Here is a 14,986-nt window from a genome sequence, read left to right as displayed (position 1 = left end):
TAGGCTTAAGGACCCCCCACATGAAATGGCGTTCAAAAGTGCTCGCGGCGGTCAGCGCCGCGGGTGTCGTCGGCGCGGTCGGCGTGCTGGGTTCGCCCGGTGCCGCGGCGGCGGGTGCCGGGCCGATCACCGGGCTCGGCGGGAAGTGTGTGGACGTGGCTGCCGCGTCGAGTGCCAACGGGGCGCATGTGCAGCTGTACGACTGCAACGGGTCGTCCGCGCAGAGCTGGACGGTCGGGAACGCCGACAACTCGGTGCGGGCGCTGGGCAAGTGCCTGGACGTGACCAGTGCTTCGACGGCGAGCGGCGCCAAGGTGCAGCTGTACGACTGCAACGGCACCGCGGCGCAGCAGTGGACCGTCAGCAACGGCGCGCTGGTCAACACCGGCTCGGGCAAGTGCCTGGACGCCACCGGCCAGTCCTCGGCCAACGGCAACCAGCTGCAGATCTGGACCTGCACCGGTGCCGCCAACCAGAAGTGGACGCTGCCCGGCGGGTCGACGCCGCCGTCCGGCGGGCTCAACACCGGGGTGGCGCCCGGCGGGAACTTCAACCTGTCGGTGTGGGAGCTGCAGGAGCCGGTGGGCTCGCCCGGCTCGCCCACCACGATCTCGTCGTCGCGGCTGCAGGGCGCGGGCGGCTACCAGGACTCGTACTTCTCCACCGACGGGTCGGACGGCGCCATGAGCTTCTGGGCGCCGGAGAAGGGCGTCACGACGCCGAACTCCAACTACGCCCGCTCCGAGCTGCGCGAGATGAACACCAACGGCAGCGCCGCCGACTGGTCGCTGGCCGGCACCCACCGGCTGAACGCGACGCTGCGGGTGGTCTCGGTGACGTCGAACGTGTGCGTCGGGCAGATCCACCTCGGCTCGGGCGGCACGTCGACCAAGCCGCTGATCGAGCTGTACTACCACTCCAACGGCGACATCGTCGCGGGCGTGGAGAACTCCCCCGACGGCGGGCAGACCACGCACACCGTCGGGCATGTCGCGGTCGGCACCAAGTGGAGCTACACGATCGGCGTGTCCGGCGGCAACACCATCGACCTGACGGTCAACGGGAGCACGACGCACTACGCCATCCCGTCGTCCTTCAACGTCTACAAGCAGTACTTCAAGGCCGGTTCCTACAACCAGTCGTCCTCCGACAGCACCACCAACGGCGCCCGCGTCGCCTTCTACGCGCTCACCGTCGCCCACAGCTGACGGCGCCGGCGGGCCGGGGCCCTGTCGAGGCCCCGGCCCGTCCGGGCTGCGAGCGTCACTGCTCGCGGTGCACCTTGTAGTTGGACGCCTGGGCGCGCGGGCGCAGCACCAGCAGGTCGACGTTCACATGGGCCGGGCGGGTGACCGTCCAGGCCACGGTGTCGGCGACGTCGTCGGCGGTCAGCGGCTCGGCCACGCCGGCGTAGACGGCCTCGGCGCGGCCGGCGTCGCCGCGGAAGCGGGTCAGGGCGAACTCGTCGGTCTTGACCATGCCGGGGGCGATCTCGATGATCCGCACCGGCCGGCCGTTCAGTTCCAGCCGCAGCGTCTCGGCGATGACATGTGCGCCGTGCTTGGCGGCCACGTAGCCGCCGCCGCCCTCGTAGGTCGCCAGGCCCGCGGTCGAGGACATGATGACGACGGTGCCGTCGCCCGAGGCGGTCAGCGCGGGCAGCAGGGCCTGCGTGACATTGAGCACGCCGAGCACGTTGACCTCGAACATCGTCCGCCAGTCGGCCGGGTCGGCGGTGGCGACCGGGTCGGTGCCGAGCGCGCCGCCCGCGTTGTTCACCAGCACGTGCAGTGGCGGATACGCGTCCAGGCCGGCGGCGAAGGTGTCCACCGCGGCCCGGTCGGTCACGTCCAGGGCGTAGACGGCCACGCTGTGGCCCTCGGCGGTCAGTTCCGCAGCGAGCGCGTCGAGGCGCTCCGCGCGGCGCGCGGTGAGCACGACATGGAAACCGGCCTCGGCGAGCCTGCGGGCGCTCGCGGCGCCGATGCCGCTGCTCGCGCCGGTGACCACTGCGGTACGGGTGCTCATCTCGTGCTGCCTCTCGGGTGGGGCGCGCTGCTTTCCACCGCAGCATATGCGGCCCGCTCAGCGGCCCGTACGCCCGTGTGCCGTGGGGCGGCCGCCCGCCGCGGGCGGCTCAGGCGGCCGCCAGCGCACGCAGCATCACCCGCTGGTCGAAGGCCAGCAGCGCGACCGTGGCGGCGCACATGACGGCGGCCAGCGCCAGGTGCGCCGGGCCGGAGGTCGCCTGCATGCCGACCGCGCCCAGCGCGATGTGCACCCCGGCCCGCAGCGCGATCAGGCCGACCGCGAGCTTGCGGGTGCGCTTGCCCTTGAGTATCGCCTTGGCCATCTTCAGCCGCCCGCGCAACACCGTGCGGGCCAGCACGATGTTCACCGCGGCCGACGCGGCGAGGAAGACCCAGGCGTGCGGGGAGGTCTTGACGACGTCGTAGGACGCGCCGATCAGGCCTTCGAAGGCGAAGAACCACACGGGGATCGGCGTGAAGCGGGGCGTGTCGCCGTCACCGTGTACGTCGCCGCTGCCCTGGACCGCGCCCTGGTGGACGGCGCCGTCCATGGTGCCGTCGGCGGGGCGGCTGTCCAGGGTGTCGCTGCTCCGGCGGATGCGCGGTGCGTCGGTGATTGCCATGGCACGAGCATCGCCGGTGGCCGGGGTACGGCGGCAGAGCCGTCCGTCCGTCTTCGTCCATGACCGATGTCACGGGTGCGCGCCGACCGCCCGCTGCGCCGCAAGCGCGGTGTGCTGGAGGAGCAGCGCGGTGGTGACCGGGCCGATGCCGCCCGGCACCGGGGACAGGGCGGCGGCCACGCCCGCCACCGACTCGGCGTCCACGTCGCCGGTGAGGCCGCCGTCCTCGGTCGGGTTGGTGCCGACGTCCACGACGACCGCGCCCGGGGCGAGATGGGCGGCGGTGATCAGTCCGGCGCGGCCCGCCGCGGCGACCACGATGTCCGCGGTACGGGTCACGGCGGCCAGGTCGGCCGTCCGTGAGTGGCAGACGGTGACCGTCGCGTCCCGGTCGAGCAGCAGGTGCGCGAGGGGCTTGCCGACGACGGTGGAGCGGCCGACGACGGCGACGCCGCGGCCCGCGATGCCGATGCCGTGCGCGTCCAGCAGGGCGACCACGGCCTCGGCGGTGGCTGGCGCGAAAGCCGGCAGGCCCGCGGCCAGCCGGCCCAGGCTCAGCGGGTTCGCGCCGTCCACGTCCTTCTCCGGCGCGATGGCCCCGGCCAGGTCCGCGGCGGACGTGCCGGGCGGCAGCGGCGTCTGCAGGATCACCCCGTGCACGCCCGGGTCGGCGCTCAGCCCGGCCAGCCGCGTGCGGATGGCGGCCGCTTCGGCGTCCGAGGGCAGCCGTACGGTGTCGCAGGCGATGCCGGCCCTGGCGGCGGCCCGGGTGATCGACCGTACGTACCAGGCGGTGCTCTCGTCCTCGGTGGCCACCACGACCACCAGGCGCGGCCGCACGCCGTGCTCCTGCTCCAGCCGCTCGGCGATCCCCTGCGCCTCGTCGCCCAGCGCGGCGGCGCGTGCCGCGCCGGTGAGGGGGGTGGTGTCGGTCATGGCGACGGCTCCTCGGATACGCCCCGGCGCGGCCGGGCGGCTTGCGGTACGGACCGGCCGCGGGCCCGATCGGGGTCCGCGGCGGGTGTCATCGGGCCAGGGTCGCGCGGACCGCCTCGGTCACCGCGCCGGCGCGGGCGGCGAGCACGTCCACGTCCCCGGTGGACGCCGACAGTTCGGCGCGGGCGGCCGGGTCCTTGATGCCGCCCAGATTGATCTCGACGTTCACCCGGGCGGTGGTGGCGGCCGCGCGGGCGGCCTCCGCGGCGGCGGCCACGTCGGTGACGACGTTCGGGTTGCCGATCGGCAGCAGCTCCTCGGCGAGCGCGATGATCCGCCGGGCCACGCCGATGACGTCGGCGGGCGGCCGGGCGGCCCCCGCCAGCGCCAGGGCGATGGCCGCCGACCTGGCCGCCTTCTGCTCGTCACCCTCGCGCGGCAGCGCGTAGGCGTCGGTGACGGCGGTGAAGGCCGCCGCGTCGGCGGCGGCCAAGTCCAGTGCGGCCGCCCGCAGTTCGTCGCTCTGCCCGGTGATCCGCGCGATCGCCTCGGCCTGGGGCTGGTACTTCCCGCCGGTGGTGTAGCGGGCGACCATGCCCAGCAGGGCGGCACCCTGGGCCGCGTGCAGCGCTGCCGCCGCGCCGCCGCCGGGGGCCGGCAACCGGGCGGCGAGCCGGTCCAGGTAGCTGCCGACCGTCTCGTCCTGGATCTGCGCCTGCTCGTGCACCCGGGCCGCCCTCTCGTGCTGCCGTCCTCGTGCGTCCGAGCCTATCGCGCGCGCCGAAAGCGCTGGTGACGGGCGATTGTCGGACCCCCACGGCACAATTCGGATGGCGGCGGACGCACGGCACGGAGAAACACGGAGAAGCGCCGAGAAACACCGGCAAGTACGGAGAAGTACCGAGCAGCCCTGAGCAAAGGAGCAGCACCGCGATGCGAAAGATCGTATTGATGATGTCGGTATCGCTCGACGGTTTCATGGAGGGGCCGAACCGCGACATCGACTGGCATCAGGTGAGCGAGGAACTGCACAACTACTTCAACGCCCACCTCGGCACCATGGGCGCGTTTCTCGACGGCCGTGTCACCTACGAGCTCATGGCCGATTACTGGCCGACCGCGGACGAGGACCCGTCGAGTCCGGAGCCGATCAAGGAATTCGCCCGTATCTGGCGGGAGATGCCCAAGATCGTCTACTCCCGGACGCTGGAGCGCGCGGACTGGAACTCCACGATCGTCCGCGAGGTCGTGCCCGCCGAGGTCGAGGCGCTCAAGGCCGGGTCGGGCGGCGATCTCGCCCTGGGCGGCGCGGACCTGGCCGCCGTCTTCGCCGAGCACGACCTGATCGACGAGTATCTGATCTACGTGCACCCGGTGCTGCTCGGCGCCGGCAAACGGCTCTTCCCGGGCGCCGCGGACCGGGCGAAACTGCGGCTGATCGAGACGCGCCCGTTCGGGAACGGCGTCGTGCTGCTGAGATACGCCCGCGCGCGCGGGTGACGTGACCGGTACGGCGCGACACGCGGGGGTCAGGACCGCCCCGGGTCTCGTACAAGCGTTCGAACGTGTGCGAGAATCCGGAACATGCACCACCACACCTTCCCCGCCGACCTCGTCCAGGCGCAGCGCGACTGGTACGCCACGTATCGCCAACTCGCCGGCGCCGCCGGCACCCAGACCACCGTGCTGCGCCGACGTCTGGTGCGGCTGTCGGTCCAGGTCACCGCGCATCCGTACTGGGCGACGGTGCCCAACAGCGCGCCGGCCGCCCGCATGCAGCTCAAGGCGCTCGCCTGGCACGACGACGGCGACGCGCCAGGCCGCACGGTCGGCGGCACGGCCGGGGACGAGGCGGGCGTTACGGCCGGCTGAAGGCCCGCCGGCAGCCGGCCAGCAGCTCGCGCAGGGCCGGTGCGTGCGTGCCCCGCCATACCAGCGCGAGCACCGCGGGGGTGTCGACGTCCGCGACCGTGCGGGCGGTGAGCCGGTCGGTGTAGCGCGCCGCCATCGACTCGCTCAGCACGGCGACCCCGAGCCCGCGCGCCGCGAGGTCGGCGATCGCGTCGGGGGCGCTGGCCTGGAGCGCGATGACCGGGGCGAGCCGCTGCTCCGCGCACGCCTGGTCCAGGACCCCGCGCAGCCCGGTGCCCTGCGGCATGCAGATCAGCGGATACGCTGCCACGTCCCGCATCGCGACCCCGCCCTGTCCGGCCAGCGGATGGCCGGGCGGCACGGCGGCGGCCAGCGGCTCGCTGATCACGGTCAGGGCGTCGAGGCCGTCGGGCGTGCTGCCGGCGCTGCCGATCAGCGCCAGGTCCACGGTGCCGTCCCGTACCCCCTCGACCAGCCGCTCCGAGGTGTCCTCGACCAGGGCGAGCTGCACGCCGGGGTGCGCCTGGTGGAAGCCGGCCAGCGCGTCGAACAGCGGGGTGAGCGTGCATCCGACGACCATGCCGACGACCAGCCGGCCGCGGATGACGTCGGTGACCTCGCCGACGGCCTGCGCCACCGCCCCGGCGGCGGCCAGCGCGGCCCTGGCGTGTTCCAGCGCGGCCTTCCCCGCCACCGTCAGCCGCGCCACCCGGCCCGAGCGGTCGAACAGCTCGGCCCCCAACTCCCTTTCGAGCTGCCGGATCTGCGAGCTGACGCCGGACTGGCTGATGTGCACCCGCTCCGCGGCCCGGGTGAAGTTCCGCTCCTCGGCGACCGCGACGAAGTATTCGAGCTGCCTGAGGTCCATGACCGCGAGGCTACCCAGTGCCGGCCGCCGTCCGGCGCGGGTCCTACGGCCAGACCAGGCAGTACAGCTGGTGGCCCGACTCCTGGCAGCGGCGGGCGAAGTCCTGCCACTCGTGCAGCATGCGGTAGATGACGAACGCGTCGCGCGGGCCGCGGCGGTCGGGGACGGTCGACCAGATGAAGGCGGCGGCGCCGAGGGATTCCTCGTTGGCGTTGCGCAGCGGCTCCACGACGGAGGCGGGCAGCCGGACGACGGCGTAGTCCGGGTGCAGGACGACCAGTTCGAGCGGCGGGACCTTGGCCGGGGGTATGCCCTCGATGCCGGTGAGGACCATCGCGGCCATCGTCTCCGGCTTGACCTTGGTGTACAGGCCCTGGCCGAGTTCGTCGCCGCCGAGTTCCTCCGGGCGCATCGAGATCGGGACGCGGGCCGCGGTGGCGCCGTCGGGCGCCCCGAAGTACTTGTAGGTCACCCCCACTCGGCCACCCCTGCTCCTGCCCTCTGCGGTCGTTCGGCGTTCGTTCGTGTCGCGCTGTCCGCGGTGATCGCGTTGTTCTCGGTGTTGCTGTTGCTCGTGGTGTTCTTGATCGCGTGCTTCCGGACTGCTCGGCTCTGCGGTGGGTCGATGCTGCGAGTTCTGCGAGTCCTGCGGGGTGCGGCGGCGCTTGCCGGTGGGGCGGGCGCCGTCGGGATCGGGTACGTGTTCTCCCGGTCCCTCGTCCGGACCGCCGCCACCCGTCTGCTGCATTCCACTACCCGACCATCTGCCGCCCCAACCATGCAACCCGATCATCGTCTCAGATGCACGGTTGAGACGTTGTGGCGCAACGCCCGGGGTTTGAGAGCATGTGTCTGTGAGCTATCCCTACGAAGCACCAGTGTCCCAGGAACTGTTCGACCGCGCGGCGGCCGTGACCCCAGGAGGCGTGAACTCTCCGGTGCGGGCCTTCCGTGCCGTGGGTGGTACACCCCGCTTCATGGTGTCCGGTACCGGTCCGTACCTGACCGACGCCGACGGCCGTGAGTATGTGGACCTGGTCTGCTCGTGGGGACCGATGATCCTCGGCCACGCGCATCCCGAGGTGATCGCCGCCGTCCAGGCGGCGGTGACACATGGTACGTCCTTCGGCACGCCCAGCGAGGGCGAGGTCACGCTGGCCGAGGAGATGGTGGCCAGGGTCGAACCGCTGGACCAGGTACGGCTGGTGTCGTCCGGCACCGAGGCGACGATGAGCGCGATCCGGCTGGCCCGCGGCTTCACCGGCCGGGCCAAGGTCGTCAAGTTCGCGGGGTGTTACCACGGTCACGTGGACGCGCTGCTGGCCGCCGCCGGTTCCGGGCTCGCCACGTTCGGGTTGCCCGACACCCCCGGGGTGACGGGCGCGCAGACCGGCGAGACGATCGTGCTGCCCTACAACGACCTCGACGCGGTACGCGCCGCCTTCGCCGCGCACCCCGAGGAGATCGCCTGCGTCATCACGGAGGCCTCGCCCGGCAACATGGGCGTCGTGCCGCCCCGGGACGGCTTCAACGCCGGGCTCAAGGAGCTGTGCGCGGCCGACGGCGCCCTCTACGTCTCGGACGAGGTGATGACCGGCTTCCGGGTCAGCAAGGCCGGCTGGTACGGGCTCGACGGTGTGCGCCCCGACCTGATGACCTTCGGCAAGGTGATGGGCGGCGGCTTCCCCGCGGCCGCGTTCGGCGGGCGGGCCGACGTCATGGCGCAGCTCGCGCCGGTCGGCCCGGTCTACCAGGCGGGCACGCTGTCCGGTAACCCGGTGGCGACCGCGGCCGGTCTCGCGCAGCTGCGGCTGCTGGACGACGCGGCCTACCGGACGGTGGACGCGGTCTCCGCGGAGATCCAGGGGCTGGTGACGGCGGCGCTCGGCAAGGAGGGGGTCGCGCACCGGCTGCAGACGGCAGGCAGTATGTTCTCCGTCTTCTTCACGGACGAGGAGGTCCGTGACTTCGAGGCGGCGAAGCGGCAGGAGGCGTACCGCTTCACCCCGTTCTTCCACTCGATGCTGGCGCAGGGCGTGTACGTGCCCCCGTCCGCCTTCGAGTCCTGGTTCGTGTCGACCGCGCACGACGAGCGGGCCGTGGAGCGTATCGCCGCCGCGCTGCCCGCCGCCGCACGTGCCGCAGCGGAGGCCCAGGCATGAGCAGTGACGAACTGACCGTGGTGCACGTGGTGCGGCACGGCGAGGTCCACAACCCCGACGGGATCCTCTACGGCAGGGCGCCCGGCTTCCACCTGTCCGAGCTGGGCCGGAAGATGGCCGAGCGGGTCGCGGAACACCTCGCGGAGCGGGACGTGACGTACGTCGTCGCCTCGCCCCTGGAGCGCGCGCAGGAGACGGCGGCGCCGATCGCCGAGGCGCACGGCCTCGACGTCGCCGAGGACCCCCGCCTGATCGAGGCCGCCAACGTCTTCGCGGGCAAGACCTTCGGGGTCGGCGACGGGGCGCTGCGCAAGCCGGCCAACTGGAAGTACCTCACGAACCCGTTCCGGCCGAGCTGGGGGGAGCCGTACGTCGACCAGGTCGTGCGGATGACCGCGGCGCTGGCCGCCGCGCGGGACGCCGCAAGGGGGCACGAGGCGGTGTGCGTCAGCCACCAGTTGCCGATCTGGGTGGTGCGGTCGTACGCGGAGCGGCGGCGGCTCTGGCACGACCCGCGTCGGCGCCAGTGCACGCTGGCCAGCGTGACGAGCTTCACGTATCGCGGTGACGAGATCGTCTCCGTCGGCTACGCCGAGCCCGCGATCGCCCTCGTCCCCCTCCACCTCCGCGGCGCTACCCCCAAGCCCGTGGCCTAGCCCCGGCGAGGGTTCCCTGCCGGCGGGGGCCGGGGGGGCGGCGCGCCGCGCGAAGGGGGGATTGCGGGGGGCCATCTGGGGGTCAATGAGATGATTTGACCAAAATAGGAGTAATCGTGAGGAACGTGTGGACGTCATGGTGGGCGTCCACGCTTCCGCCCGCCTCAGCCGCACGGCATGCACGCCGAGAGACGGGGATCACGCATGAGTGGGATGAGCCGAAGGAGTCTGCTGACGACAACCGCGGGGGCGGCGGCCGGCCTGGCCGTCGCGGGGTGCGGGGCCGGGAAGAAGAGTGGCGCGGACCGGACGGGCCAGCCGTCGGGGGCCAGCGGGGCGCACGCCCCGGCCAAGACGGTGACCCTGATCGGCGACGGCTCGACCGCGCACACCGGGGAGCAGCCGAACCAGCCCGCCGTGCACCGGCTGGAGCCGGGCCAGACCCCCCCGCAGTTCGTGATCTTCTCCTGGGACGGCGCCGGCGAGGTCGGCAACGGCCTCTTCCCCCGCTTCCGCAAGCTCGCCGCCGACCACGGCGTGTCCATGACCTTCTTCCTGAGCGGGCTCTACCTGCTGCCCGAGGACAAGAAGCTGGAGTACGCCCCGCCCAACAGCCCGCTCGGCGCCTCCGACATCGGCTACCTCGCCGACGACCACCTGCGGATGACGCTGGACAACGTCCGGCAGGCCTGGCAGGAGGGCCACGAGATCGGCACCCACTTCAACGGCCACTTCTGTGCCGGCGCCGGCAGCGTGGGCCGCTGGACCCCGGCGGACTGGAAGAGCGAGATCGACCAGGCGAAGTCCTTCGTGACCACCTGGAAGACGCAGACCGGCTGGCACGGGGAGGACCCGCTGCCCTTCGACTACGAGAAGGAGCTGATCGGCGGCCGCACCCCGTGCCTGCTCGGCCAGGACCAGTGGCTGCCGACCGCCGCCGCGCTCGGCTTCCGCTACGACGCCAGCTCGCCGGGCGGCAACCAGATCTGGCCGTCGAAGAAGCAGGGCGTGTGGGATCTGCCGCTGCAGCTCATCCCCTTCCCCGGCCACACCTTCGAGGTGCTGTCCATGGACTACAACATGCTGGCCAACCAGTCGCACGCGGCGACCAGCAGCGACCCGCGCAACTACCCGTACTGGCGCGAGCAGGCCACGGCGTCGTACATCGCCGGGTTCGAGCGGGCGTACCAGACCAACCGGGCGCCCTTCTACATCGGCAACCACTTCGAGCAGTGGAACGGCGGGATCTACATGGACGCGGTCGAGGACGCGTTCAAGTACATCGCCGCGGCCGGGCACGACGACGTGCGGATGGTGTCGTTCCGGCAGTTCGTGGACTGGCTGGACGCGCAGGATCCGGCGGTGCTCGACCGGCTGCGGGGGCTGGAGGTCGGCCAGGCGCCGTCGCAGGGGTGGAAGGACTTCATGACCCTGCCCGCCCCGGTGCCGGCCGCCACCACGCCCTCGTCGGCGGCCGTCGCCTGACCCCGGCGGCCCGGCCGCGCGCGGCCGGGCCGCCATCATCTGGTCCTTACTTGGGGCGATTGCCGCTTTTGGTGCCGGTGTCGGGGGTGTGGAAGATCGCCGGAAGGCTCATGCGAAACTTTTCACATGAGTCCTACGCGCGCCCCACGACGCCGCCCGTTCCGCAGTGCTGTCGCGCTGGTCGGAGCCGCCGTCGTGGCGCTGACGCTCGCCGCCTGCTCGTCGTCCTCGACCGGCTCGGACTCGGGCAGTTCCAACTTCGTCAGCGGCAGCGGCGCGATCAACGTCATCAAGGCCGCCGACCGCAAGCAGGCTCCCGAGCTGTCGGGGAAGACGATCACCGGCGGACAGGACAGCCTGGCGGCGTACAAGGGCAAGGTCGTCGTCATCAACATCTGGGGTTCGTGGTGCGGCCCCTGCCGCGCCGAGGCCCCCCACCTGGCGAAGGTCTCCGCCGCGGACCAGGCCAAGGGCGTGCAGTTCCTCGGCATCAACACCCGCGACCTGACCGTCTCCAACGCCGCCGCCTTCGCGAAGCGGTACGGGATCACCTACCCCAACCTCTTCGACCCGTACGGCAAGCAGATCCTGCACTTCCCCAAGGGCAGCCTCAACCCGCAGAGCCTGCCCGCCACGCTGGTCGTCGACCGGCAGGGCCGGCTCGCGGCCCGGGCGCTCAAGCCGCTGGGCGAGGACGACCTGAACGAGCTGATCGACCCGATCGCCGCGGAGAAGTGACGTGGGCGGCAACGACGCGCTGACCGCCCTGGCGGTCGACCCGAGCCAGACGGTGCTCACCGGGGCGCTGCTGGCCGCGATCCCGATCGCGATGTTCGCCGGCCTGATCTCGTTCTTCTCGCCCTGCGTGCTGCCGCTGGTGCCCGGCTACCTGTCGTACGTCACCGGGGTGACCGGTACCGACCTGGCCGAGGCCAGGCGGGGCAGGATGCTGGCGGGCGCCTCGCTCTTCGTGCTCGGTTTCAGCGCCGTCTTCGTCTCCGGCGGCGCCCTTTTCGGCAACTTCGGGCAGACCCTCCAGGTCCACCGCGAGGTCCTGACGAGGGTCTTCGGCGCGCTGACCATCGTGCTGGGCCTGGCCTTCATGGGTTTGGTCGGCGGCATCACCCAGCGCGAGTTCCGCTTCCACACCCGGCCCGCCATGGGGCTGGCCGGGGCGCCGCTGCTCGGGGTGCTGTTCGGGCTCGGCTGGGCGCCCTGCGTCGGCCCCACCCTGGGCGCGGTCAACAGCCTGGCCTTCGACGACGCCAGCGCCGTCCGCGGCGCCGTGCTTATGGCGTTCTACTGCGCGGGCCTCGGAGTGCCCTTCATCGTGGCGGCCATGGCTTTCCGCCGTACGCTGGGCGCCTTCGCCTGGGTCAAGCGGCACTACGCCTGGGTCATCAGGATCGGCGGGGGCATGCTCGTGGCGGTCGGCGTCCTGCTGGTCACCGGAGTGTGGGCACACATCACCTACCAGATGCAGATCTGGTCGAGCAGCTTCACCCCAGGGGTCTGAACCCATGAGCATCACGGAGAAAACCGAGCGCGAAGACCTCGGCGCGGCGGGAGCGCAGCTCAGCACCGCCCCGGCCGACACCTTCGCGGAGGCCCCCGCGCTCGGGGTGCTGGGCTGGACGCGGTGGATGTGGCGGCAGCTCACCTCGATGCGGGTCGCGCTGATCCTGCTGTTCCTGCTGTCGCTCGCCGCGATCCCGGGCTCGCTGATCCCGCAGCACAGCGACCAGCTCAAGGTCGAGGCCTTCAAGGTCAAGCACCCCACGGTCAGCCCGATATACGACCGGATCGGGCTCTTCCACGTCTACAGCTCGCCGTGGTTCTCGGCCATCTACATCCTGCTGTTCATCTCGCTGGCCGGCTGCATCGTGCCGCGCAGCTGGCAGTTCGTCGGCCAGCTGCGCTCCCGGCCGCCCGGCGCCCCGCGCAACCTGACCCGGCTGCCCGCGTACAGCACCTGGCGCACCGAGGCGAGCCCGGAGGAGGTGACCGAGGCGGCCCGCAAGGCGCTGCGCGGGCGCAGGTTCCGTAGCGACGTCACCGCGACCTCGGTGGCCGGCGAGAAGGGCTACCTGCGGGAGTTCGGCAACCTGCTCTTCCACATCTCGCTGTTCGGGCTGCTGATCGCGTTCGCGCTGACCTCGCTGGAGAAGGCCGAGGGCGGCAAGCTGGTGGTGGAGGGCGACGGGTTCGTCAACAACCTCACCCAGTACGACGACTTCAGCGGCGGCACCCTTTACGGCGCCGACGATCTCCAACCGTTCGGCTTCGACCTGGACAGCTTCGACCAGAAGTACGCCACCAGCGGCCCCGAGAAGGGCACCGCGCTGGAGTTCAAGGCCAACATCCACTACTACAGCGGAACCGACGGCAAACCCGTCAAGGGCGAGATCTCGGTCAACCACCCGCTGAGCATCGGCGGCGAGAAGGTCTATCTGATCTCGCACGGCTACGCCCCGGTCGTCACCATCAGGGACGCCAAGGGCAACACCGTGAAGTCGGTGGTGCCGTTCCTGCCGCAGGACACCGCGCTCACCTCGATCGGCGTCATCAAGGCCCCCGAGACGCTGGACAAGAACGGCAAGCTCGACCAGCTGGGCTTCCGCGGCATCTTCACGCCGACCTTCGCCGTGGACGCCACCAGGGGCTGGTACTCGACCTTCCCGACCCTGCAACAGCCGGCACTCATCCTGAACGCCTTCCACGGCGACCTCGGCATCGACGCCGGCGGCCAGCAGAACGTGTACCAGCTCGACACCACCCACATGAAGCAGTTCACGGGTACCGACGGCCAGCCGTTCGCCAAGATGATGCAGCCCGGCGACACCATGACGCTGCCGAACGGCGCAGGCAGCCTGACCTTCGACGGCGTCAAGACCTGGGCCAGCTTCACCGTCTCCCACCAGTCCGGCAACGAGGCCGCCCTGATCAGCGGGGTCGGCGCGATCCTGGGCCTGGCGGGCTCGCTGTTCATCCAGCGCCGCAGGATCTGGGTGCGGGCGGCACGCGCCGAGGACGGGGTGACCGTCGTGGAGATGGGCGGCCTGGGCCGCAGCGAGTCCGCGAGGATCGCCGACGAGATCGGCGACGTGGCCCTGCAACTGCTGCCCGACGCACCCGTCAAGCCCGACGGCGACCCACCACCGTCCGCCGATGACGAAGCCGGTACCGAGCCCGGAGCCGAGACCCCAGCCGTGAACGACGACGAAGGAGCGCGCGCGTGAACATCGCTGCCGCGGTCAACGAGAACTTCGCGAACTACAGCAACTACCTGATCCGCTCGGCGATGTTCGTGTACGCCCTCGCCTTCCTCGGCCATCTGGCGGAGTGGGTCTTCGGCGGGCGCAGCAAGATCGCCGTGCAGTCCGCGGCCCTGATCGCCGAGGCGCAGGCCAAGGAGGCCGAGGCCGAGGCGGCGAAGCTGAAGGCGGCGCAGCAGGTCACCGTCAAGACCGCGGCCGGCAGCACGGTCACCCTGGAGCGCCCCACCGTCGTCACCCGCGCCTCGGCCAGCGACCGCGGTATCGCGGACGGCCCCGGCGCCGCGGGCGGCAACGAGAAGGGCGACCTCTACGGCCGCATCGCGGTGTCCTTCACGGTGCTTGCCTGGGTGCTGCACGCCTCGGGCGTCGCCTTCCGCGCGGCCTCCGTGCAGCGCGCCCCCTGGGGCAACATGTACGAGTTCTCCACCACCTTCGGCGCGGTCGCCGTCGGCGCGTACCTGCTGCTGCTCGCGCTCAAGAAGGACGTCCGCTGGATCGGGCTCTTCCTGGTCACCTCGGTGCTGCTCGACCTGGGCCTGGCACTGTCGGTGCTCTACACCTCCAGCGAGCAGCTGGTGCCCGCGCTGCACTCGTACTGGCTGTGGATCCACGTCTCGTGCGCGATCATCTCCGGCGCGATCTTCTACCTGGCCGCGGTCGGCACGATGCTCTTCCTCTTCCGCGACCACTACGAGGTCGCGGTGACGGCGGGCAAGGCGAGCGACGGGCGCTGGGGCGACATCATGCGGCGGCTGCCGTCGGCGGCGAGCCTGGACAAGTTCGCGTACCGGATGAACGCCCTGGTCTTCCCGCTGTGGACGTTCACCATCATCGCGGGCGCGATCTGGGCGCAGGCCGCCTGGGGCCGCTACTGGGGCTGGGACCCGAAGGAGACCTGGGCGTTCATCACCTGGGTGGCCTACGCCTGCTACCTGCACGCCCGTGCCACGGCCGGCTGGAAGGGCCGCAAGGCGGCGTATCTGGCGCTGATCGCCTTCGGCTGCTTCCTGTTCAACTACTACGGCGTGAACATCTTCGTCAGCGGAAAGCACTCCTACGCCGGGGTCTGACGAAGC

At 71.6% G+C, this 14,986-nt stretch carries 16 protein-coding genes and 1 pseudogene; 11 read left to right on the top strand and 6 right to left on the bottom strand.

Features of this window, described 5'->3' with window-relative positions; translation table 11 throughout:
• Positions 1–20 precede the first annotated feature (20 nt).
• Positions 21–434: pseudogene (locus OG702_RS35465) on the top strand (ricin-type beta-trefoil lectin domain protein); the annotation flags it as partial.
• Between the two features lie 51 nt (positions 435–485).
• Entirely contained in the window at positions 486–1,208 is a 723-nt protein-coding gene (locus tag OG702_RS35460) for a polysaccharide lyase family 7 protein (RefSeq protein WP_442814711.1), read from the top strand.
• A gap of 55 nt (positions 1,209–1,263) precedes the next feature.
• Here OG702_RS35460 and OG702_RS14805 read toward each other — a convergent pair whose 3' ends face one another.
• From OG702_RS14805 to OG702_RS14790, 4 genes are all read right to left on the bottom strand, one after another.
• The gene (locus OG702_RS14805) at positions 1,264–2,028 is read right to left on the bottom strand and encodes an SDR family oxidoreductase (protein WP_327289348.1); all 765 of its coding nucleotides are present in this window, start codon (positions 2,026–2,028) and stop codon (positions 1,264–1,266) included.
• Positions 2,029–2,137: 109 nt separating this feature from the next.
• Positions 2,138–2,653, bottom strand: a complete 516-nt coding sequence (locus OG702_RS14800; protein WP_327289347.1) for a hypothetical protein — start codon at positions 2,651–2,653, stop codon at positions 2,138–2,140.
• Between the two features lie 69 nt (positions 2,654–2,722).
• Positions 2,723–3,589 (bottom strand): bifunctional 5,10-methylenetetrahydrofolate dehydrogenase/5,10-methenyltetrahydrofolate cyclohydrolase, encoded by an 867-nt coding sequence (locus OG702_RS14795; RefSeq protein WP_327289346.1) that lies wholly within the window; start codon positions 3,587–3,589, stop codon positions 2,723–2,725.
• Positions 3,590–3,677: 88 nt separating this feature from the next.
• A complete protein-coding gene (locus OG702_RS14790; protein WP_327289345.1) occupies positions 3,678–4,316 on the bottom strand; it encodes a cyclodeaminase/cyclohydrolase family protein in 639 nt (212 codons plus the stop codon).
• 206 nt (positions 4,317–4,522) lie between these two features.
• Here OG702_RS14790 and OG702_RS14785 point away from each other — a divergent pair, with 206 nt between their 5' ends.
• Together OG702_RS14785 and OG702_RS14780 are read left to right on the top strand one after the other, a co-directional pair.
• Entirely contained in the window at positions 4,523–5,089 is a 567-nt protein-coding gene (locus tag OG702_RS14785) for a dihydrofolate reductase family protein (protein ID WP_327289344.1), read from the top strand.
• A gap of 84 nt (positions 5,090–5,173) precedes the next feature.
• The gene (locus tag OG702_RS14780) at positions 5,174–5,461 is read left to right on the top strand and encodes a hypothetical protein (RefSeq protein ID WP_327289343.1); all 288 of its coding nucleotides are present in this window, start codon (positions 5,174–5,176) and stop codon (positions 5,459–5,461) included.
• Here OG702_RS14780 and OG702_RS14775 read toward each other — a convergent pair.
• Positions 5,448–6,329, bottom strand: coding sequence for a LysR family transcriptional regulator (locus tag OG702_RS14775; protein ID WP_327289342.1), 882 nt, complete (start codon positions 6,327–6,329; stop codon positions 5,448–5,450). The genes OG702_RS14780 and OG702_RS14775 overlap by 14 nt on opposite strands.
• 43 nt (positions 6,330–6,372) lie before the next feature.
• A complete protein-coding gene (locus tag OG702_RS14770; protein ID WP_073501961.1) occupies positions 6,373–6,801 on the bottom strand; it encodes a hypothetical protein in 429 nt (142 codons plus the stop codon).
• A 382-nt stretch (positions 6,802–7,183) separates the two neighbouring features.
• On the opposite strand from OG702_RS14770, the gene hemL reads away from it, so the two are divergent.
• The 7 genes from hemL to ccsB all read left to right on the top strand — a co-directional run bounded on the left by hemL (position 7,184) and on the right by ccsB (position 14,980).
• The gene (hemL, locus tag OG702_RS14765; protein WP_327289340.1) at positions 7,184–8,491 is read left to right on the top strand and encodes a glutamate-1-semialdehyde 2,1-aminomutase; all 1,308 of its coding nucleotides are present in this window, start codon (positions 7,184–7,186) and stop codon (positions 8,489–8,491) included.
• Positions 8,488–9,147, top strand: coding sequence for a histidine phosphatase family protein (locus OG702_RS14760; protein ID WP_327289339.1), 660 nt, complete (start codon positions 8,488–8,490; stop codon positions 9,145–9,147). The genes hemL and OG702_RS14760 overlap by 4 nt, the downstream gene beginning before the upstream one ends.
• A 204-nt stretch (positions 9,148–9,351) precedes the next feature.
• Positions 9,352–10,632 (top strand): hypothetical protein, encoded by a 1,281-nt coding sequence (locus OG702_RS14755; RefSeq protein WP_327289337.1) that lies wholly within the window; start codon positions 9,352–9,354, stop codon positions 10,630–10,632.
• A gap of 126 nt (positions 10,633–10,758) precedes the next feature.
• Positions 10,759–11,370: a TlpA family protein disulfide reductase gene (locus OG702_RS14750; RefSeq protein ID WP_327289336.1), complete on the top strand. Its 612-nt coding sequence runs from the start codon at positions 10,759–10,761 to the stop codon at positions 11,368–11,370.
• Between the two features lies 1 nt (position 11,371).
• The gene (locus OG702_RS14745) at positions 11,372–12,148 is read left to right on the top strand and encodes a cytochrome c biogenesis CcdA family protein (RefSeq protein ID WP_327289335.1); all 777 of its coding nucleotides are present in this window, start codon (positions 11,372–11,374) and stop codon (positions 12,146–12,148) included.
• Between the two features lie 4 nt (positions 12,149–12,152).
• Complete coding sequence (gene resB / locus OG702_RS14740) at positions 12,153–13,871, top strand: cytochrome c biogenesis protein ResB (RefSeq protein ID WP_327289334.1); 1,719 nt, start codon at positions 12,153–12,155, stop codon at positions 13,869–13,871.
• Positions 13,868–14,980 (top strand): c-type cytochrome biogenesis protein CcsB, encoded by a 1,113-nt coding sequence (gene ccsB, locus OG702_RS14735; RefSeq protein WP_327289333.1) that lies wholly within the window; start codon positions 13,868–13,870, stop codon positions 14,978–14,980. Before resB ends, ccsB begins: the two co-directional genes overlap by 4 nt.
• Positions 14,981–14,986: the final 6 nt, after the last annotated feature.

It is taken from the genome of Streptomyces sp. NBC_01198, from assembly GCF_036010485.1.
Taxonomy (GTDB): Bacteria; Actinomycetota; Actinomycetes; order Streptomycetales; family Streptomycetaceae; genus Actinacidiphila.
Note: the sequence above shows the minus strand (reverse complement) of the source record. Positions and strands in the feature narration are given on the sequence as shown.

Bases quoted from the DNA above. Each gene is read 5' to 3' on its own strand.
- OG702_RS14805 (WP_327289348.1), bottom strand. From the start codon at position 2,028: ATGAGCACCCGTACCGCAGTGGTCACCGGCGCGAGCAGCGGCATCGGC.
- OG702_RS14800 (WP_327289347.1), bottom strand. From the start codon at position 2,653: ATGGCAATCACCGACGCACCGCGCATCCGCCGGAGCAGCGACACCCTG.
- OG702_RS14795 (WP_327289346.1), bottom strand. From the start codon at position 3,589: ATGACCGACACCACCCCCCTCACCGGCGCGGCACGCGCCGCCGCGCTG.
- OG702_RS14785 (WP_327289344.1), top strand. From the start codon at position 4,523: ATGCGAAAGATCGTATTGATGATGTCGGTATCGCTCGACGGTTTCATG.
- OG702_RS14780 (WP_327289343.1), top strand. From the start codon at position 5,174: ATGCACCACCACACCTTCCCCGCCGACCTCGTCCAGGCGCAGCGCGAC.
- OG702_RS14775 (WP_327289342.1), bottom strand. From the start codon at position 6,329: ATGGACCTCAGGCAGCTCGAATACTTCGTCGCGGTCGCCGAGGAGCGG.
- OG702_RS14760 (WP_327289339.1), top strand. From the start codon at position 8,488: ATGAGCAGTGACGAACTGACCGTGGTGCACGTGGTGCGGCACGGCGAG.
- OG702_RS14755 (WP_327289337.1), top strand. From the start codon at position 9,352: ATGAGTGGGATGAGCCGAAGGAGTCTGCTGACGACAACCGCGGGGGCG.
- OG702_RS14750 (WP_327289336.1), top strand. From the start codon at position 10,759: ATGAGTCCTACGCGCGCCCCACGACGCCGCCCGTTCCGCAGTGCTGTC.
- resB (WP_327289334.1), top strand. From the start codon at position 12,153: ATGAGCATCACGGAGAAAACCGAGCGCGAAGACCTCGGCGCGGCGGGA.